We start from the raw sequence: 20,532 nt of genomic DNA on the forward strand, positions 1-20,532 counted from the left end.
ACTGGTTTAAAGTTAATCCACTATAATCTTTAAATTTGTTCTATAGCAGTAAAAAAGGTCGTCTGAAAACCAAATTTGATTTTCAGACGACCTTATATTTCCAACGCATCAAACGGCTATTTGCCTGCTTTCAACGATTGCCACAGGCGGACGCTCAGGCGGCTTGCATCTGTTGATTTGGGCGATACGATGAAACTTTTATCCATCAATTCCTTGGTCGGGAAGATAGACGCATCGCCGGTATATTTCTCGTCCATCAACGCGCGTGCAGGGCGGCTGGCAGGGGCGTAGGTAACGAAATTGCCGTTTTGCGCCGCGACTTCGGGATCGAGCGTGTGGTTGATGTATTTGTGCGCATTGGCGGTGTTTTGGGCATCGCGCGGAATCATCAGGGAATCCACCCAGATGCCGACGCCGCTTTTGGGTGCTAACACTTCGATTTCGACGCCGTTCTTCGCTTCTTGCGCGCGTGTTTTGGCGATGTTCAAATCGCCGCCGTAACCGACTGAAACGCAAAGGTTGCCCGCCGCCATATCGTCAATATAGCCTGACGAAGTGAAGCGTTTGATGTCGGGACGCACTTTTTTCATCATGTTGACGGCGGCTTTGATGTCGTCAGGGTTTTCGGTATTCGGGTCTTTGCCTAGATAATGCAGCGCAAGCGGGATTTGTTCGATGGCGCTGTCAAAATAGCTGATGCCGCAGGATTTCAGCTTTTTGGTGTATTCGGGATTGAACACCAAATCCCATTCGTTTTCGGGCAGCTGCTCCGTCCCTAGGGCTTTTTGAACCAGTTTTTTATTGATGGCGAGCGTGTTGATGCCCCAGAAATAAGGGACTGCGTATTGGTTGCCTGGGTCGACTTTTGCCATCATGGCAAGCAGGTCGGCATCGATGTTGGCGTAGTTCGGGATTTGGCTTTTGTCGATTTTTTGATACGCGCCGGCTTTGATTTGGCGTCCGACGTTGGCAATGGACGGCGCAACGAGGTCGTAACCGGACTTGCCGGTCAAAAGCTTGGCTTCGAGGGCTTCGTTGCTGTCGTAGTAGTCGTAGCGGACGTTGATATGCGTATTTTTTTCGAACGCTTCAAGCGTGGCGGGATCGACGTAGTCCGACCAGTTGTAGATATTGAGTTTGTCGGACGAAGTATGCGAAGAGTGGGCGGAAGATTCTGCGGCGGTTTGTTGTCCGCCGCTACATGCAGTCAAGACGAGGCCGATGAGTGCCGCCGCCATTGAAATTTTTTTCATGGGTACAGTCCTTTTGTGGAAGGGGGAATTGTTGCAGCGGCGGCAGTCAGTCAAGCGCAGACTGTCCGCATACAAAAGGTTAACTGTGGGGGCGGCCGGCATATGCCTCGGGCCCTTGATTCAGCAGGTTCGCATTAAACGGCAAAATCCCTGTCGGCGCAATAGGTTAGACGGGAAAATTTCTTCGTTTTTTCATTGCTTTCCGCTATGGTTTTCTTCATAAACAAAAAAATATTCAGACGACCCGAAAAGGTCGTCTGAAAAAAGTTGCACTTGCCTTATTTTCAATCTTGAGGCAAGGGAAAAATAGGGATTGTGCCAACAAAATTGCAGAAAGGATGAATATTAAAGATTCCTACGATATCGTGTTGTTGAAATGCAAATTATATTTGAAATAAATAATAATTTTTCTCAAGATAAAAAGAGTTGTCTAATAATCCATAAATCATTATGATTGAGTTTGGTATTTTTACTCAATTTTAAAATTCGAGGAGGACTCATGAAGAAAATATTGATTACTTTAACCGCAGCAGCCCTACCTTTTGCAGCATCCGCCGAAGTTGTCCTGTACGGACAAGTCAAAAGCACCATCACCTCCGGACAGGTGAAAATCAAGGGTAGTGAAGGTACGGAAAAAAGCGCGACCGCAACCCGTATCAATGACAATACCTCGCGAATCGGCTTCAAAGGCAATGAAAAACTTTCAGACGACCTCAAAGCCATCTGGCAAATTGAACAGCGCACTTCCATTTTAGGCGAATCCAACAGCCAGCGTTTCGGCAACCGCGATTCCTTCATCGGCTTGGAAGGCAAGTTCGGTAAGGTACGCGTCGGCAATATGAACAATATGCTCAACGAGATGGATACCATCGACCCTTGGTTGTACAAAACCAACGCGATGGGTTTGGGCATCAACACCCGCACCGGTGTGCGCACCACATCCGTGCGCTACGACAGCCCTTCGTTCGGCGGGTTCAAGTTCAATGCGTCCTACGCGCCGCGCGACAACCGCAATCCGGATGACAAATATAAGCACGAACAACCCAGCAAAGAGCAATATACCGCCGGTTTGACTTATGAAAACAGCGGTTTCACCACCAATCTTGCCTATGGCCATTACAAAGGCGCATACACCGACAAGAACGGTAAAACCAAAGCCGCGCAAATCGCTAAAATCGAGAGTTACTACGACAAAAACAACCTGTTCGTCGGCGTAGGCGCGCAATATACCAAAGGCCATGAAAGCGCAAATAAATATCTGGGTTACTTTACCGATGATTTCAATACGTACAAAGGCACTGACATTACTGCCGATGCCGGTAAAAATGAAGCCGTCAAAGTCGCCGATGCAGCCGTTACCGTGGGTTATACCTTCGGCAACCTGACCCCACGCCTCACTTACGCCCACGGCTGGGCGGCAAAAGGTGTGAACAGTGGCGAGAAACTGGTCGATAAGTTCGACCAAGTTGTAGTTGGTACCTCCTACAAATTCAGCAAACGTACTTTGATGCTTGCTCATGCCGGCTATATGAAACTGGGCAGCAAAACCCGCCTGACGCCGACTCAAACAGGTTCTGTTGAACAAAAAGCCGTTTCTTTGGGCATGGTTCATAAGTTCTAATGAAGCGGTACGGATAGTCAGAAAATAGAAGAGGTCGTCTGAAAACCTTTATTTTGAGGTTTTCAGACGACCTTATTTATTTTGGTCTTGGTTTCCCTGCATTCCGTTTCCCGATAAAATACATGCTTTCGATTTTGACTCTATCTGCCATGCCGACCGACCTTCAAGCCATCAACCGCCTGCTGCCGCAAACTCAGTGCCGAGAATGCGGCTATCAAGGCTGCCTGCCTTATGCACAAGCTTTGCTGAATGAGGATGCGCCTGTTAATTTGTGCGCGCCTGGAGGAGAGGCGGTGATGGTGGATATTGCCGCCTTATTGGGTAAGCCGCGCGTTGCACCGGTCAAAACGCAGCCCAAAGCCGTCGCCTTGATAGACGAAGCCGCCTGTATCGGCTGTACCGCCTGCATCCGCGCTTGCCCTGTCGATGCGATTATGGGCGCAAGCAAGTTTATGCACACTGTAATCAGCGACGAATGCACAGGCTGCGGACTCTGCCTTCCGCCTTGTCCGGTGGACTGTATCGACATGATACCTTCCGAACAGGAATACCTCCCTGCCGCGCGCAGCCTGAGCCGCTCTTCCGAGGCGCGTTTCGCCGCTGCCGAACACGCGCAAAGCCGCTTTGATTGGCATACCGAACGCAAAGCGCGCGACGAGGCGGAACGCAAAGCCATGCTTGCCGAGCGCGAAGCCGCCGTTAAAGCCAAGCAGGCGCAAATTCAAGCCGAAACCCAAGCTGCCGCCAAACCTGCCTTCAATCCCATGGATTTGATTGCCAAAGCCATGGCGAAAGCCCAATCCCAACAAGACAAGCTGGTTGCATCCGACAACCGCGAAGCATTCAAAAACCGACAAATCGAAGAGGCCAAAGAGCGCGCCGAATTGCGCCGCGCCCAACGCGATGTCAAATATGGCAACGAAGAAGAAAAAGCCGCCGCGCTTGCCTATCTGCGCCGTTACAAAGCAGAGCAAGAGGCAGCCAAAGAAATACGGTGAGGCTGGTGGAGAGACTTTGAAGGTCGTCTGAAATGGGTTTTCAGACGACCTTTAAGCTAAATCAAGTATGGGATTGATGGGGCGTTGAGGAATAACAAGCAACACCTTTTCTGCGAATACCCCAGTTGCTTGAGATGCTTCTTAAACATGTTATTTCCCGTATACAAAATCCCATTTGCGCCAAAGTCAGGGGCTGTCCGGTATGAAAACAGGCTGCACAAAACTGTTTTGTATGGTAAAGTCTGCTTTTAATAACTCGGCGGTTTAAAGCCGTCATTCAGGGGCTGTTTGAATTTAAAATCAGATTTGTTGGAAACGCTGCATCGTTTGCGCGGCGTATTTCGAGAAGCGGGCTGTGTGTCCGTCTGGTTTTAAATTCAAGCAGCCCTTTGCGTTTACAAAAACAGATAGAAGGTAGATTCCCATGCAATCTTGGCAGCTTCCCGAACATGTTGCCGATGTGTTGCCGACCAACGCCCGACAGTTGGAAAGCGCGCGAGAGCAGTTGTTGACTTTGTTCCGAGTGAACGGTTACGAGCTGGTACAGCCTCCGCTGATGGAATACAGCCATTCCCTGCTGACGCACATTGACGCGGGTTTGTCTTTAAAAACCATTTTGGTGGTCGATCAGCTGAGCGGTCGGCAGTTGGGCATCCGCGCCGACATTACGCCGCAAGTGGCGCGTATCGATGCGCATCTTTTGTCCGCCAATCAAGGGATTAACCGATTGTGTTACGCAGGTCCTGTGTTGCACGCGCGGCCGGAAGGTTTGCTCAATATGCGCGAACCTTTGCAGGCGGGGGCGGAGATGTATGGTTTCGCCGACATACGGGCGGATATCGAACTGATTGACCTGATGCTCAAAAGCATGAAGATTGCCGATATGGGCGAGGTTTTGCTGTCGCTGGGCCATATCGGCGTATTCCGCGCTTTGTCCGATGCGGCGCATTTGGATGCGGAGCAGTCCTCAACGCTGCTTGCTTTGATGCAGGATAAAGATACCGAAGCGGTCGAGGCGCAGGTTAAGGCTTGGAAGTTGGACGGTATGTGGGCGAAAGCATTTTCGCTGCTGCCGCGTCTGTATGGTGGACGGGAAGTGTTGTCTGCGGCGCGCGAACGATTGCCGGATCTGTCGGCAGTCGGCAGCGCGTTGGACGAATTGCAGGCAGTGTGCGATGCCTTCCCGAATCAGAAAGTCCATATCGACTTATCCGAACTGCGCGTCGACAATTACCACACGGGCTTGCTGTATGCCGCATACGGTTCCAATTTCCATGACGCGGTCGCTCGGGGCGGGCGTTATGACGGGTTGGGCGAATATTTCGGCCGTGCGCGTCCGGCAACGGGATTCAGTTTCGACTTGCGCAGCTTTATCGGACGGTTGCCCGCCATTGAGCGGCAGCCCGTCGTGTTGGTTGATGCGGACGATGCCGAAGCGGCTCGCGAAGCAGTCGAAGCCTTGCGTGAACAAGGGCAGTGTGTCGTTGTCGACTACGGTATCGGACACAATGCTTCGGAAGAGGTGACAGGTCGTCTGAAAAAGGCGGACGGCGTTTGGCAGGTTGAGAAAATTTAAATACCCATTCATAGCGGATTAAAGGCAAATCAGGGCAGGGCGCAAAGCCGTCTTGGTTTGAAGTTGATTCACGATAATTTTTTAATATTAATAGGTTATATGGCTATGGCTAAAAATGTTGTAGTAATCGGCGCCCAGTGGGGCGATGAAGGCAAAGGTAAAATCGTCGACTGGCTGGCGGAAGAAACCAGCGGTGTCGTGCGTTTCCAAGGCGGCCACAATGCGGGTCATACTCTGGTCGTCGGCGGCAAGAAAACCATTTTGCGCCTAATTCCGAGCGGCATCCTGCATGAAAACTTGGATTGCTTCATCGGTTCAGGCGTTGTCGTATCCCCCGAAGCATTGTTGGGCGAAATCGACGAGTTGAACGCAGCAGGCGTGAAAAACGTTGAAGGTCGTCTGAAAATCGCGCCGACCTGTCCGCTGATCCTGCCTTACCACATCGCGCTTGACCAAGCCCGCGAAGCATCGCGCGGCAAAGGCAAAATCGGCACGACCGGTCGCGGCATCGGCCCAGCCTACGAAGACAAAGTGGCACGCCGCGCCATCCGCGTCGTCGATTTGCTGCATCCTGAAAAACTGCGTGAAAAACTGGATGCCGTCCTTGCCTATTACAATGTCCAACTGCAACATCTGCACAATGCCGAGCCGGTGAAAGCGGAAGACGTGATGGCGGTCATCGAAAAAGTTGCGCCGCGTATTACGCCTATGATTACCGATGTATCCCGTGTGTTGAACGAGAAAAACAAAAACGGCGAAAAACTGCTGTTTGAAGGCGCACAAGGTACGCTGTTGGACATCGATTACGGCACTTACCCCTTCGTTACCTCGTCCAACTGCTTGGCAGGAGCCGCTTCCGCAGGCGCGGGCGTAGGTCCGCAAATGCTGGATTATGTTTTAGGCATCGTCAAGGCCTATACCACGCGCGTCGGTTCAGGCCCGTTTCCGACTGAATTGTTCGACGAAGTAGGCGCAGGTTTGGCGGAACGCGGACACGAATTCGGCTCCGTAACCGGCCGCGCACGCCGTTGCGGTTGGTTTGATGCCGCTGCGTTGAAACGCTCCATCCAAGTCAACGGCATTTCCGGTATGTGTATCACCAAACTGGACGTGATGGACGGCATTGAAACCATCAATATCTGCGTTGGCTACGAATTGCCCGACGGCAGCAAAACCGACATCCTGCCTTGCGGTTCCGATGCGGTAGAAACCTGCAAGCCGATTTACGAAACCATGCCCGGCTGGAGCGAATCGACTGTCGGCGTGAAAAGCTACGACGCATTGCCTGCCAATGCCAAAGCATATTTGAAACGCATCGAAGAAGTCTGCGGTGCGCCGGTAGCCATCGTCTCTACCGGTCCTGACCGCGAAGAAACCATCGTTTTGCATCATCCGTTCGCATAATGGTTTGATTGTAAAAGGTCGTCTGAACACTTGGGTTTTCAGACGACCTTTTTGTATAGGCCTGACGTCAATCGGCAGTCATGAAATGTGGTTTTCTTTGCCGATTATTTTCCTATATTCATGATTTCCTTAGTAATAAGCAGTATTGTTGATTTCGTAACGTTGATGGATTTCAGCATCTGGCAATACAAATTTTTGTCCATCTTTTTGAAGATATGCTTCGGTCAATTCAAAGTGATCATCAAATTTCAATTTCAACGTGGCAAACTGATTTATTGAAGGTGTACTGATATTATGCGCTCGAGTCCTTCCGGGGAACGCCTGTTGAAATATCTTGTATAACCCGTTTAGTCGAGCATCATCGTATATGATTTTATAATCATTCTGCTCTTGTTCTTCAGTCTTAAATGGATGCAATCTGATGCCCCACCGATTACCCGTTTCTTTGTCTATTAACCATATCTTGATGTAAGTTGGCATCGCCTTCATTGCCTTCTTCTCTTCTTCTACCCTCTCCTTACCGATAGCCGTCCAGCGCTCCGTATTAGCGAATTCCATATAGTATTCGCCGTTCCATTCCCCTCCATCGACTTCAACTTCCAAATTCCATGGATATTTCGTTTGCATCTGTTTGTACCACTCCGCACTCACCTTTTTGGGTCCATCTATATAAGTGTGATAGAAATTGGGGTGTTCTTTACGGACGCTGTCTAAGTATTCTTTCCGTTCTTCAAGATTGTGAAAACGTGCGACTCTGTAATACCATATTTCATTGAAATGATGTTTGGCAGCCTCTTCCACAGAAGGCATGATTTCTTTTGCCTGCCAGGACATCAATTCCTTGCGAATAAATACATTGGTAAGGTTCAGCGTCACCCAGCCGTCAGGAGCAACAGCCAATTCAAAATCATTGGGAGATTCATATTGCGGAGTTTCTGTGTCCTCTACTGCATTATTGAATACCCTGTAACTTTTTGCCATCATAGGACGTATCTTGTCGGTTGGAAGGGCTTCATCCAACTGATAAAATTTATTTTCAAACTGAGAGGAATAGGTAAAAGTCAGCCTTTCGGGAAGTAAATCAAACTCTGCCGTTCTTCCCAAATACCCTCCTCTTCCCCATATAGAACCCGTACCAAAGAAATTTCGCAATACTGTTCCGTTCTGCAAATAAAAATCAGAACTGTACTTATTTGATACATCTATTGCTTCTGCATCCAATGTTAAATATGAAGAATTTTCTGGTGTGGCGTTAACCAATATTGCATCTGCCATCGTAATTCCCCAAACCATGCCTTCTCCCTGTTCGGGATTGCTGTTGCCTTCAATCATTCTGTTTAATCCTGTATTTGCCAATGCAATACTGAGATAGCCTGCTGCTACTATTCCTAAAAGGATATTTGTTTTCTTGTGTTTCATTCAGACGACCTGTTGACTAATCTATTGATTCCAATATAGATAAGAGTTAATGATTTCCATCCAATATCTGTAAATTACCCAGCCATTGAGCAAAATAAAAATAACTGCGCAATATTTCCAATGATGGTTTTGATACATTCTGATGATGCAGTAGGCATTGATAATTAGAAAAAACGCATATTTGCCAATTTCTTCCCAAAATACTTGAAGCGCTAACACCCAATATCCCATATCTCCGCCCGTTTAAATTTTTTCAAGGTTTTCATTATCAAATTTAAAAATTATCTCCATGCTGCTGTTAGCAGTGATTGAACACTATGAGTGAGGTTGTCTGAAAACGATATTTCAGTTTTTCAGACGACCTTTTTCCATCATTTAGACCTGATTGACAGCGTTTGTATGAAAAATAGATGCATTATACATTATTAAACGAAAGGCGATTTCGTTCATATCTATATAAATACTTCATCCAACCCTCTGAAAAACTTTTCAGACGACCTGTAAACCTATATGATTGCACGGCAAGACAAACAAAGGAGCAAACACAATGTCAACAAACGAATACACGCAAATCGGCTGGATAGGCTTGGGTCAAATGGGTAATCCGATGGTAACGCGGCTTTTGAGCTCCGGTATCGAAGTCGGTGTTTATAACCGTTCGCCCGATAAAACCGCCGACCTTGCCAATAAAGGCGCGAAAGTGTACGCAAGCACTATCGATCTTATCCGCGCTTATCCCGTTATTTTTCTGATGGTTTCCGACTTCGCGGCTGTGCGCAATATTTTGAGTGAAGAGGTTCGCAAGGAGCTTGCGGGCAAAATTATTGTCAATATGAGCACTATTGCTCCTTCTGAAAATCTTGCCATTAAAGAATTGGTCGAAGCTGCGGGCGGTCAGTTTGCAGAAGCGCCTGTTTCCGGTTCGGTCGGTCCTGCTACCAACGGTACGTTGCTGATTTTGTTTGGCGGAGAAGAAAGTGTTTTAACGCCTCTGCAAAAAGTGTTTTCCATTGTCGGTAAGCAAACTTTCCATTTCGGTGGGGTAGGGAAAGGTTCGGGCGCAAAACTCGTGCTGAACTCCCTGCTGGGTATTTTCGGCGAAGCATACAGCGAGGCTATGCTGATGGCCCAACAGTTTGGTGTCGATACGGATACCATTATCGAAGCCATCGGTAATTCCGCTATGGATTCGCCTATGTTCCAAACCAAAAAATCGCTGTGGGCAAACCGTGAATTCCCACCTGCCTTCGCACTCAAACACGCTTCCAAAGACCTTAATCTGGCGGTCAAAGAGCTGGAGCAAGCCGGTAAGCCGCTGCCTGCCGTCGAAACCGTTGCTGAAAATTACCGCCAAGCGGTAACGGCAGGTTACGGAGAGCAAGACGTTGCCGGCGTTTATTTGAAATTGGCAGAACGTTAGAAATAGCGTTGTCTCAGAATATGGGCTCAAGGTCGTCTGAAAACAGTATAGAAGTTTTCAGACGACCTTGTTATCGCAGGCAATCATCCCACACTGCTTTAATCAGTTTTCAACTTCACACTAGCTGCACCTCTAAAAAGGATATTTCCCATGACGCAAAATGAAAAACAACACACTAAACCACAAGGCGAGCTTTTGCTGCGCACCGTTGCCATGCCGCGCGACACTAATCCCAATCAAGATATTTTCGGCGGCTGGATTATGTCGCAAATGGATTTGGGTGGCGGTATTTTGGCGGCGGAAATCGCACAAGGCCGTATTGTCACCGTAGCTGTTCAGGAAATGAATTTCATCCGTCCTGTGAAAGTGGGGAATGTCGTCTGTTGCTACGGCCGCTGCGTGAGCGTGGGTAATACTTCGTTGCAACTGAAAATCGAGGTTTGGGTAAAAACATTGATGAACGATCATCTTACTGAGGATCGTCAACTCGTGACAGAGGCTGTCTTCACTTATGTCGCCATTGATAGTGAAGGTAACAAACGCCCGATTCCGAAAGAGGGTAACCCAAAACTGGAAGGTTTGATTTAAGCAAAAGGTCGTCTGAAAACGGATTTCAGACGACCTTTTTAATTTGACATTGAGATGAAACGTTATAGTGGATTAAATTTAAATCAGGACAAGGCGACGAAGCCGCACAGTACAGACAGTACAGAACCGATTCACTTTGGTGCTTCAGCACCTTAGAGGAATCGTTCTCTTTGAACTAAGGCGAGGTAACGCCGTCGGTTTAAAGTTAAGCCACTATATTATTCACTAAAAACTTTCTCTTTAAGGAGGCGTAGTGATGATGCGGGGAAAATTGAATTTTATGGCAAATAAAAAGTCGTCTGAAAATTTCAGACGACTTTTTCATGAAGAGTAATCTTAACTGCCGATTAATTTCAAACGTTGACCGGGTGTCACGCCATTGGTATTTCGATTCCAGCGGCGGATATCGTTTACATCTACGTTGAATCGGTTGGCGATGGTATTTAAAGTGTCGCCTCTGCGAACGGTATAAGAAACGTTTCGGATGCTGTTTCGAGTTTTGGCGGGCGCTGCGGTCACACGCAACAGCTGGCCTTTACGGATGTTATTGCCTTTGATGTTGTTGGCAATAATCAAGTCAGCAACGCTCAAATTGTAACGACGAGAGATATTAAACAGCGTATCGCCATCGGCTACACGGTGCATGCCCGCACCTGCGGTTTGAGATTGCTGCTGATTGCCCGCACGGGCCAAACGTGCCTCAGTGCGGCTTTGTTGTTTGGCGGTATTGGCGGCAATACGCTCGCTACGCGCTTTGACTGCGTCAGATGCGATATTGTGTTCGCTGGAGGCTTGCGCGACTGCTACATTTTCAGTTTGAGTACGAAGATTTGAATCTACCAACGCCATCAGTTCATCGGCTGTTTCAGCAGCTTGTGTCGGAGCAGCTTGAGCAGTAGTCAGCTCAGTAGTTGTATTTGCGACAGTTTGCTCGACAACGGCAGGCTTGCTTTCAGCTTGAGACAATTGGGCAAACACTTCAGGAATACGCTCTTCTTTGACATTTGCCGATGCCAAATCTGCTGAAGAGTTGGTTTGAACGGTGGTTGCAGGTGTGGTTGTGATGTCTGCTTTGGCAACGGTAGTAGGAGTTGCAGAGGCAATTTTGCTTTCTCCGCCAACAGGAGCTGATTGAGCGACAGCAGTTTCGGATACTGCTTTTTTGCCAAGGGCTACATAATCTGTTGGTACTGCTGCAACGGGTTTAATGTTGGCAAAATCCATTGTAGGAATATTTGCTTTTGCCGTTTTAATAGGTGCCATTTCCGGCATATTGGAACGGTAAGTATCCGGTCTGTTATCAACATCGATGAATGAGAGTGTATCAGGTGTCGCCGAATTCGCTGCTTTATTCTTGGCTACCAAAATACTGCGGTCGGAAGACAGGGAGTTATTTCCCAAGCCGTTCAGTCGTTTGATTTCGGCAACGCTCATGCCGGTTTCTGCTGCGATGGCGTTCAAGCTGGTATTGTTTCGAGATGTGTATACGTTCCAAGACAACAAAGTATCGGGATTTGCGTTTCGGTAGTTTTTCTCGAAAGAAGCCACAGAATCAACAGGCAGCAACAGGCGGCGATTGTTTTTCGGGATGAATACAGGTGCATTGAATCCCGGATTGAGTGTCAGCAATTCGCTTTCGCTGATGTTGGCGAAGCGGGCGATAGTGCTGTTGTCAATCGGCTTGTCGATGCTCAGGGATTTGAAATACGGCTGATTGTTGATTTCGGTAATATTCATGCCGAAAGTTTGCGGGTTGGCAACGATATTGCGTACGGCCAAGAGTTTGGGAACGTAATTCCGTGTTTCGTCAGGCATGCGCAGATTTTCGTAAATCGGCTCCAAACCTTGCGCGCGCGCCCGATTGACGGCACGGCCGACATTACCTTCGCCCCAGTTGTAGGCAGCCAGTGCAAGGGACCAGTCGCCGAATAATCCGTGCAGGTATTGCAGGTAATTCAATGCTGCGTCAGTTGCTGCGTAGACATCGTGACGGCCATCATACAAAGGGGTTTTTTCCAAGCCGTAGTGGCGACCCGTTGCAGGCATAAACTGCCACAGACCAGATGCGCCGACATGTGATTTTGCTTTGGTAACGAATGCGCTTTCGATAAACGGCAGCAATGCGATTTCGGCAGGCATATTGCGTTTTCTGACTTCGTTGGCAATATGGTACATATAGGGTTTGCTGCGGGTAATGGTGCGGTCGAAGTAGGCACTATTGGCAGCGAATTTGCTCTCATGGCGGCGAACAAGTTCGGAATTGACCTCGTTCATACGGAAATCCTTGCGCAACGATGCCCAAAGGCTGCCCGTTCCGAAAGTTTGCGCTTTGGCTTGATCCAAAAGAGAGGAATTGAGGCGCATCATTGCCATACCTACTTGATCTGGTGTGGCATTTTGAGCGTATGCTGCGCCGGAAGCTGCGGATAAACTTGAAATGGTAAGTGCGATGGTTTTAAGTTTTGCCATGATGAATCAATAATTATCAATGATATAAGGTTAAATTTAGTCTACCCGATGGTACTGTTTGAAGATGTAGCCGTCAAGGTAAAGGGGGTGAAATTTACATATGCTTGGGTCTTAATGTTAAAATCTGTGGCATAAATACGGCGATTGCATTGTATTTTTCTATCGGACAGTAGAAATGAACGCATGAAACAGTTAATAGGATAACGACTATGGATGTATGGTTTGAAGATACGGCTATGGGGCGTTATGTTGCTCAGAACGAGGCTGCTTTTTTTGAGCGGCATTTGCAATATTTTGACGGACAGACCGTTGTCCAACAAGGCGGTCAATGGTTAAGGTCGTCTGAAAACGTGGTTGCCGTACCCCGTGATGTATTGATGACGGCGGACGCTATGGCTTGGGAGAGTCATTCTATTGATGTGCTGCTGATGCCGCACAGTCATGAGACTGCCGCGCTGACGCAAGTGCTGCATGAAGCGTCCAGGGTGTTGAAACCTGAAGGGCGGTTGGTTTTGACGGGGTTTAATCCGAAATCTTTGTGGTTTTTCAGCAAGTGGTTTGATGGAGCGCGTTTGCCTAAAAAGGAGCATTGCCTGACTTTGCCGGCTTTGAAGCAGCGGTTGGGGGATTTGGATTTTGAGGTGGAATTCGGAAAGTTTATGGTGTACCTGCCTGCTGTGAATTCGCAAAAGGGGCTGCGGTTTTGGCGTTTTATGGAGAAGGCGGGGGACAGGTGGTGGCCGCAGTGCGCGGCGGTGTACGGTTTGGTTTTGGTCAAGCGTATGGCGGGGGTAACGCCGTTGCCGGAGTTTGAAAAAATATTGGGAACGCAGACGGTGGCTTTGGGCGCGGCGCGGATTTCGGATTGAGAAATTTGGTGTTGGGTAAAACCGGCATGACTGGTTTTCAGACGACCTTTTGAGGCTGAACATTTGAAAACGAGAGGTTTGACTCCATAAATATAGCCTCTTCTACATTTGTCATTCTGCCTTGAATTTGCTGCTTTCTGCCTGTAAAGCCGATTGGTTGCAAATTGTCAGGCTGTGTTGGCATCGGTAGAATCTTAGGTCGTCTGAAAAAGGCGATGTTGACTGTATTAGCTTGAGGATAAAGAAAAATGCCGGAATTGCCTGAGGTGGAAACGACGTTGCGCGGTATCAGCCCGCATATTCAAGGTAAAAAGGTGGTGGATGTCGTGTTGCGCCAAACCAAGCTGCGCTGGCAGGTCAATCTGCAGTTGGCGGAGCTTTTGGCGGGGCAGGAGGTGTTGAGCTGCCGTCGGCGGGCGAAATATTTGGTTATCGGTTTTGCAACGGGTATCTTGTTGATTCATTTAGGCATGTCGGGCAGTCTGAGGATTTTTACGGACGGCGATGCGCGGATTGACCATCCCGACAAACACGACCATGCGGACATTGTGTTTGCGGACGGAACGGTATTGCGCTATCACGACCCGCGTAAGTTCGGCGCGATTCTGTGGTATGAAGGCATTGCGGAGCATCATCCGCTCCTTGAGAAGCTGGGCCCCGAGCCACTTTCAGACGACTTCTCCTCCGATTATCTGTACCAAAAATTTAAAACACAAAAACGCGCGGTCAAGCTGGCTCTGATGGACAATGCCGTCGTGGTCGGCGTGGGCAATATTTATGCGAACGAAAGCCTGTTTAAATCGGGCATCTCGCCGCACCGCCCTGCGGAGAAGGTTAAGAAAAAAGAATGCGCTGTCTTGGTAGAAACGATTAAAGCGGTGTTACAGCGCGCGATTGAAACCGGCGGCAGTACGTTGCGCGACTTCGTCAACAGCGACGGCAAAAGCGGCTATTTCCAGCAGGAATATACGGTGTACGGCAGGCACAACGAACCCTGCGTCCGTTGCGGCGGTTTGGTGCAGAAAGAAGTTTTGGGGCAGCGCGGAACGTTTTATTGTCCGAACTGCCAAAAATAATGTATGAACCTGTTTTCAGACGACCTCTTTGTCATCTGGGTCGTCTGAAAACGTTATTGCTATGATTTGATACACATTTAATACGAAAAGAAAAACAGTTATGCACTCACAAAAAGCCCCGTTTTTTACCCGTTTGGGCAGATTGTTCCGCTTGGCAGGATGGCTGTTCCGAACCGGAAGGCATTTGCGCCGTATCGATGCCGGCAATCCTGCCGAACGCGATTATGCGGTCATTACTCTGGGCAAAGGCGCGCTGGAAGCCTTGGATGTCGAATTGGAAATCGGCACGCCGCCCGCGGATAATGTGAAGGGTGTTTTGGTGGCGGCAAACCATGTGTCTTGGCTGGATATTTTCGCCATGAGTGCGGTGTATCCGAGCAGCTTTATCGCCAAGCAGGAAATCAAAGACTGGCCGGTCTTGGGCAAAATGGGGCAAAACGCAGGCACGGTGTTTATCAACCGAAATTCCCGACGCGATGTCGAGCCGATTAACCAAGCCATTTGCGCCGCGTTGAAAGCCGGGCAGAATGTCAGCTTTTTCCCCGAAGCGCGGACTTCTTTGGGCTTGGATATTTTGCCGTTCAAAGCCGCGCTCTTCCAATCCGCCATCGATGCCGACGCGCCTGTTCAGGCAGTTACGCTGCGCTATTATGATGATGCCGGTAAAAGGACGACTGTGCCGTCTTATGCACAAGTCGATTTGGTGCGCTCACTTTGGCGCATCGTTTCCATGAAAAAGCTGCGTATCCGTATCGATTTTGCCGCCCCGATTCGCCCCGGCAAAGACGAAGACCGCTTTATGTTGAAAGACAAAGTAGAAAGCAGCATCCGCGAAGTCGTATTGTCCGACGCACACGATTCCGAAAAATAATTCCAGGCCAGGGGCTTGTTTTCTTTCAGACGACCTCTATTTAAATGGAACGTTCGCAGGTTGGGTTTCATAGCTTCAGGTAATTAATATTATTTGAACTATAAATTATACAAATCAAACTCCCTGCGCTAGAATGCACACATTCACTCGTATCATTCCCTAAACCTAAAATTTCAAGGAGATCCAAAATGGCTTTGCAAGATCGTACCGGTCAAAAAGTACCTTCCGTCGTATTCCGTACCCGCGTGGGCGACACTTGGAAAGATGTTTCCACTGATGACTTGTTCAAAGGTAAAAAAGTAGTCGTATTCTCTCTGCCCGGCGCATTTACTCCGACTTGTTCTTCTTCCCACCTGCCGCGGTACAACGAATTGTTCGGCGCGTTCAAAGAAAACGGTGTTGACGCAATTTACTGCGTATCTGTAAACGATACTTTCGTGATGAACGCTTGGGCTGCCGAAGAAGAAGCTGACAACATCTACATGATTCCTGATGGCAACGGCGAATTCACCGAAGGCATGGGCATGCTGGTCGGCAAAGAAGACTTGGGCTTCGGCAAACGCTCTTGGCGTTACTCTATGCTGGTTAACGACGGCGTGGTTGAAAAAATGTTCATCGAGCCTGAAGAGCCGGGTGATCCTTTCAAAGTGTCTGACGCTGACACTATGTTGAAATTCATCGCTCCTGACTGGAAAGCTCAAGAGTCTGTTGCCATCTTCACCAAACCCGGCTGCCAATTCTGCGCTAAAGCTAAAAAAGCTCTGCAAGACAAAGGTCTGTCTTACGAAGAAATCGTATTGGGCAAAGATGCAACTGTTACTTCCATTCGCGCCATTACCGGCAAGATGACTGCTCCTCAAGTCTTCATCGGCGGCAAATACATTGGCGGCAGCGAAGATTTGGAAGCTTACTTGGCTAAAAACTAATTGCCTGATGCTTAAGACGGTTTGAAAAAGCTGTCTGAACAGAAAAATAGAGTTATTCAGACGATACGCTACACGGTCGTTCTGAATAGCTCTATATTTACAAGTAGAATTTGAGATTATTGTTTTAAATCGAGATTTTAAAAATAGTTATCGATTTTTTATTTTTGATAGTTTATTAAATAGATCGTCTGAAAACCTGATACGCTTCACGCTGATACCGCTTCGGACGCTCAACAAAAAAGGACAAAGATTATGAAAAAAATTCAAGCAGATGTCGTCGTGATTGGCGGCGGTACTGCCGGCATGGGCGCGTTTCGCAATGCCCGTTTACATTCGGATAATGTTTACCTGATTGAAAACAACGTGTTCGGCACGACCTGCGCGCGCGTGGGCTGTATGCCTTCCAAACTCTTGATTGCCGCCGCAGAGGCGCGCCATCACGCATTGCATACCGACCCGTTCGGCGTGCATTTGGACAAAGACAGCATCGTCGTCAACGGCGAAGAAGTGATGCAGCGCGTCAAATCCGAGCGTGACCGTTTTGTCGGCTTTGTTGTTGCCGATGTGGAAGAATGGCCTGCCGACAAGCGCATTATGGGTTCGGCTAAATTTATCGACGAGAATACCGTCCAAATCGACGACCATACCCAAATCACGGCAAAAAGCTTTGTGATTGCTACTGGCTCTCGTCCCGTTATCCTACCGCAGTGGCAGTCTTTGGGCGACCGTTTGATTATCAACGACGACGTTTTTTCATGGGATACGCTGCCTAAGAGCGTTGCCGTGTTCGGACCGGGCGTTATCGGTTTGGAACTGGGTCAGGCATTGCACCGTTTGGGCGTGAAAGTCGAAATTTTCGGCTTGGGCGGCATCATCGGCGGCATTTCCGACCCTGTCGTTTCAGACGAAGCGAAAGCCGTGTTCGGCGAAGAATTGAAACTGCATCTGGATGCTAAAACCGAGGTCAAACTCGATACGGACGGCAATGTAGAGGTTCATTGGGAGCAGGACGGCGAAAAAGGCGTATTTGTTGCCGAATATATGCTGGCAGCCGTAGGCCGCCGTCCGAACGTTGACAATATCGGTTTGGAAAACATCAATATCGAAAAAGACGCGCGCGGCGTACCCGTTGCCGATCCGCTGACCATGCAGACCAGCATTCCGCATATCTTCATCGCGGGCGACGCGTCCAACCAACTGCCGTTGCTGCACGAAGCTGCCGACCAAGGCAAGATTGCCGGCGACAATGCAGGCCGCTACCCGAATATCGGCGGCGGTTTGCGCCGCAGTACCATCGGCGTGGTGTTCACCAATCCGCAAATCGGTTTTATCGGTTTGAAATACGCGCAGGTTGCCGCGCAATACCAACCCGACGAATTTGTCATCGGTGAAGTATCGTTCAAAAACCAAGGCCGCAGCCGCGTGATGTTGGTAAACAAAGGCCATATGCGCCTGTATGCCGAAAAAGCCACCGGCCGCTTCATCGGCGCGGAAATCTTAGGCCCGGCCGCCGAACATTTGGCGCACCTGTTGGCATGGGCGCATCAAATGAAGATGACCGTTCCGCAAATGCTGGATATGCCGTTCTACCATCCCGTTATCGAGGAAGGTCTGCGCACCGCGTTGCGCGATGCCGATGCGAAGTTGAAACAGGCTTGATGGGTTGACTTAATCAGTCTGCTAGAGTGAAAGGTCGTCTGAAAACCTGATTTAAGGTTTTCAGACGACCTTTTTGTCTTTGCGTTGCGAAATATAGTGGGTTAAAATAAAAATGAGACAAGACAGCGAGCCGCAAGGCGTACAGGTAGTACGTCAAGGCGAGCCAACGCCGTATCATTGTGATTTTAATCCACTATAAAATCAGTTGCGGCGTCATTGCTGTGTAATGTGTAGTTCGGATATTTGTATCCGACGAATATTTGATGTTTCTGTTTTCTTTACGTGTTATGGCAGAGGGAGATGTCAGATTCGAGAATCTGACCTACGGCTTGTATCCGACGAATATTTGATGTTTCTATTTTCTTTACGCGTTGTTGCAGATGGAGATGTCAGATTCAAGAATCTGACCTACGGCAGATTTGGTTGCCGAAACGGGAGGTCGTCTGAAAACTCGAATTTGAAGGTAAGAATCCTTTAAATCTTGAGTATTCATTAAAACCTGTTCAGATGGTTGCTATCAGCTGGGTTCTGTATGTTACAGGGCTTGGCTTTTTTCATTTCAAACGGCATTGTCCGCAGTAATCAGGAAAGATTAAAAGGAAAGGGGGGGTAATTTTAACCGGCTTTCTAAGCGTTTCTTAAAAATCCATTGCATTTTCGCTCAATCCATTAACATTTAACCTTGTTGGAAACGCAATTTGTTTGTTAGTATTAAGCCATTGCCGTTACGTCCGCATCACGGCGGCGACGGGCAACCTCCAAGACGGACAACCTCCAAATAGAAAGGACACATATCATGGCTAAATTATTGGTCGCTCCGGTATCCGCCGGTTTGGACGTGGCAGCAGCAAGCAAAGCCTTTGCCCAAGCTTTGGGCGCGCAAGTTTTCCAACCGCTCGACGCATCCGCCGAAACCCTGTTGGCGCAAGGCAAAAGCGACGACTGGTTTGACGCTGTGGTCGGCAAAGCCGTCGCACTCAATACCGACAAACTTGTTATCGAAGGCATTGCCCCCGATGCGGACAAACTCTTCCTCTCCGGCAAAAACGTCGAGCTGGCGCTGTCTTTGGATGCAGGCGTAGTCTTGGCATTGCAATCCGACAATGCCGACGCAGCCGAAGCGGCACACCGAATCAACCTTGCCAAACAGCTTTATACCAACGCACCGGGTCTTTTGGAAGGCTTCATTATTGAAGGCGCGGCAGCATCCGTAGGCGAAGAAGTCGCCCGCCTGACCGGACTGACGTTCTACGGCTCAAGCAGCGCGCTCAAAGACGTATCTGCGTTGGCAAAACGCGAAGCCTCCCGCCTTTCTCCCGCTCAATTCCGTTACAACCTGATTGATTTTGCCCGCAAAGCCGATATGCGCATCGTCCTGCCTGAAGGTGCAGAACCGCGTACCGTCGCCGCAGCCGCCATCTGCCACGAAAAAGGCATTGCCCGCTGCGTCTTGCTTGCCAAACGCGAAGAAGTTGAAGCCGTTGCCAAAGAACGCGGCATCAACCTGCCTGACTCTTTGGAAATCGTCGATCCCGCTACATTGATCGAACAATACGTCGAGCCGATGTGCGAATTGCGCAAATCCAAAGGTCTGACCCCTGAAGATGCCCGCAAACAACTGCAAGACACCGTCGTCCTCGGCACCATGATGATGGCGCAAAACGACGTGGACGGCTTGGTATCCGGCGCCGTTCATACTACCGCCAACACCATCCGCCCCGCTTTGCAACTGATTAAAACCGCACCGGGCGCCAGCCTCGTGTCCAGCGTATTCTTCATGCTGCTGCCCAACCAAGTCCTCGTCTTCGGCGACTGCGCGGTCAACCCGAATCCGACACCCGAACAGCTTGCCGATATCGCCATCCAATCCGCCGATACCGCCAAAGCCTTCGGTATTCCGCCAAAAGTTGCCATGATTTCTTACTCTACCATCAACTCAGGCAGCGGCCCTGATGTCGATGCCGTGATTGAAGCGACCAAACTGGCGAAAGAAAAACGCCCGGACTTGGAAATCGACGGCCCGCTGCAATACGATGCGGCTACCGTGCCTGAAATCGGCAAAACCAAAGCCCCTGAAAGCACCGTCGCCGGTCAGGCAACCGTCCTGATTTTCCCAAACCTCAACACCGGCAACTGCACCTACAAAGCCGTACAACGCAGCGCCAACGTCCTGAGCGTCGGCCCTCTGTTGCAAGGTTTGCGCAAACCGGTCAACGACCTCTCCCGCGGCGCATTGGTAGAAGACATCGTCTTCACCATCGCCCTGACAGCGGTTCAGGCAAAACAAATGGCTGGCTGATTACTTGAATTTTTAAAGTAAACACAGGTCGTCTGAAAACTTATCAATAAGGTTTCAGACGACCTTTTTATAGTGGATTAACTT

15 protein-coding genes are annotated in these 20,532 nt (G+C 49.0%); 12 read left to right on the plus strand and 3 right to left on the minus strand.

Features of this window, described 5'->3' with window-relative positions; genetic code table 11:
* Positions 1 to 116: 116 nt before the first annotated feature.
* A complete protein-coding gene (locus HMPREF2726_RS08905; RefSeq protein WP_070603056.1) occupies positions 117 to 1,253 on the minus strand; it encodes a polyamine ABC transporter substrate-binding protein in 1,137 nt (378 codons plus the stop codon).
* A 499-nt stretch (positions 1,254 to 1,752) separates the two neighbouring features.
* Here HMPREF2726_RS08905 and HMPREF2726_RS08910 point away from each other — a divergent pair, with 499 nt between their 5' ends.
* The 4 genes from HMPREF2726_RS08910 to HMPREF2726_RS08925 all read left to right on the plus strand — a co-directional run bounded on the left by HMPREF2726_RS08910 (position 1,753) and on the right by HMPREF2726_RS08925 (position 6,852).
* Complete coding sequence (locus HMPREF2726_RS08910) at positions 1,753 to 2,874, plus strand: porin (RefSeq protein WP_009311587.1); 1,122 nt, start codon at positions 1,753 to 1,755, stop codon at positions 2,872 to 2,874.
* A gap of 149 nt (positions 2,875 to 3,023) precedes the next feature.
* Complete coding sequence (locus HMPREF2726_RS08915) at positions 3,024 to 3,872, plus strand: RnfABCDGE type electron transport complex subunit B (RefSeq protein WP_009311586.1); 849 nt, start codon at positions 3,024 to 3,026, stop codon at positions 3,870 to 3,872.
* Between the two features lie 424 nt (positions 3,873 to 4,296).
* Positions 4,297 to 5,448 carry an ATP phosphoribosyltransferase regulatory subunit gene (locus HMPREF2726_RS08920; protein WP_009311585.1) on the plus strand — a complete coding sequence of 384 codons (1,152 nt, stop codon included), beginning with the start codon at positions 4,297 to 4,299 and terminating at the stop codon, positions 5,446 to 5,448.
* A 105-nt stretch (positions 5,449 to 5,553) separates the two neighbouring features.
* The gene (locus HMPREF2726_RS08925) at positions 5,554 to 6,852 is read left to right on the plus strand and encodes an adenylosuccinate synthase (protein ID WP_009311584.1); all 1,299 of its coding nucleotides are present in this window, start codon (positions 5,554 to 5,556) and stop codon (positions 6,850 to 6,852) included.
* A gap of 129 nt (positions 6,853 to 6,981) precedes the next feature.
* Here the strand turns inward: HMPREF2726_RS08925 and HMPREF2726_RS08930 are convergent, their stop codons facing one another.
* Complete coding sequence (locus tag HMPREF2726_RS08930) at positions 6,982 to 8,271, minus strand: DUF2931 family protein (RefSeq protein WP_036529079.1); 1,290 nt, start codon at positions 8,269 to 8,271, stop codon at positions 6,982 to 6,984.
* A 547-nt stretch (positions 8,272 to 8,818) separates the two neighbouring features.
* Here HMPREF2726_RS08930 and HMPREF2726_RS08940 point away from each other — a divergent pair.
* Positions 8,819 to 9,691: an NAD(P)-dependent oxidoreductase gene (locus HMPREF2726_RS08940; protein ID WP_009311581.1), complete on the plus strand. Its 873-nt coding sequence runs from the start codon at positions 8,819 to 8,821 to the stop codon at positions 9,689 to 9,691.
* A gap of 150 nt (positions 9,692 to 9,841) precedes the next feature.
* Positions 9,842 to 10,279, plus strand: coding sequence for an acyl-CoA thioester hydrolase YciA (gene yciA, locus HMPREF2726_RS08945; RefSeq protein WP_003759083.1), 438 nt, complete (start codon positions 9,842 to 9,844; stop codon positions 10,277 to 10,279).
* Positions 10,280 to 10,615: 336 nt separating this feature from the next.
* Here yciA and HMPREF2726_RS08950 read toward each other — a convergent pair whose 3' ends face one another.
* Positions 10,616 to 12,748 (minus strand): LysM peptidoglycan-binding domain-containing protein, encoded by a 2,133-nt coding sequence (locus HMPREF2726_RS08950; RefSeq protein ID WP_009311580.1) that lies wholly within the window; start codon positions 12,746 to 12,748, stop codon positions 10,616 to 10,618.
* 209 nt (positions 12,749 to 12,957) lie between these two features.
* Between HMPREF2726_RS08950 and HMPREF2726_RS08955 the strand changes: the two genes are divergently transcribed.
* The 6 genes from HMPREF2726_RS08955 (at position 12,958) to pta (ending at position 20,448) form a co-directional block, all read left to right on the plus strand.
* Positions 12,958 to 13,617 (plus strand): class I SAM-dependent methyltransferase, encoded by a 660-nt coding sequence (locus HMPREF2726_RS08955; protein ID WP_003763410.1) that lies wholly within the window; start codon positions 12,958 to 12,960, stop codon positions 13,615 to 13,617.
* A 248-nt stretch (positions 13,618 to 13,865) separates the two neighbouring features.
* On the plus strand, positions 13,866 to 14,693 hold the full coding sequence (gene mutM, locus HMPREF2726_RS08960) for a bifunctional DNA-formamidopyrimidine glycosylase/DNA-(apurinic or apyrimidinic site) lyase (protein WP_070603058.1): 828 nt from the start codon (positions 13,866 to 13,868) through the stop codon (positions 14,691 to 14,693).
* A 100-nt stretch (positions 14,694 to 14,793) separates the two neighbouring features.
* Positions 14,794 to 15,564, plus strand: coding sequence for a 1-acylglycerol-3-phosphate O-acyltransferase (locus HMPREF2726_RS08965; protein ID WP_049227839.1), 771 nt, complete (start codon positions 14,794 to 14,796; stop codon positions 15,562 to 15,564).
* Between the two features lie 188 nt (positions 15,565 to 15,752).
* The gene (locus HMPREF2726_RS08970) at positions 15,753 to 16,490 is read left to right on the plus strand and encodes a redoxin family protein (protein WP_070603059.1); all 738 of its coding nucleotides are present in this window, start codon (positions 15,753 to 15,755) and stop codon (positions 16,488 to 16,490) included.
* Positions 16,491 to 16,742: 252 nt separating this feature from the next.
* Positions 16,743 to 18,149: a dihydrolipoyl dehydrogenase gene (locus HMPREF2726_RS08975; protein ID WP_009311576.1), complete on the plus strand. Its 1,407-nt coding sequence runs from the start codon at positions 16,743 to 16,745 to the stop codon at positions 18,147 to 18,149.
* 796 nt (positions 18,150 to 18,945) lie between these two features.
* Complete coding sequence (pta, locus tag HMPREF2726_RS08980; RefSeq protein WP_009311575.1) at positions 18,946 to 20,448, plus strand: phosphate acetyltransferase; 1,503 nt, start codon at positions 18,946 to 18,948, stop codon at positions 20,446 to 20,448.
* The last annotated feature ends 84 nt before the right edge of the window (positions 20,449 to 20,532 follow it).

It is taken from the genome of Neisseria sp. HMSC074B07, assembly GCF_001810355.1.
In the GTDB taxonomy this organism is placed as follows: Bacteria; Pseudomonadota; Gammaproteobacteria; order Burkholderiales; family Neisseriaceae; genus Neisseria.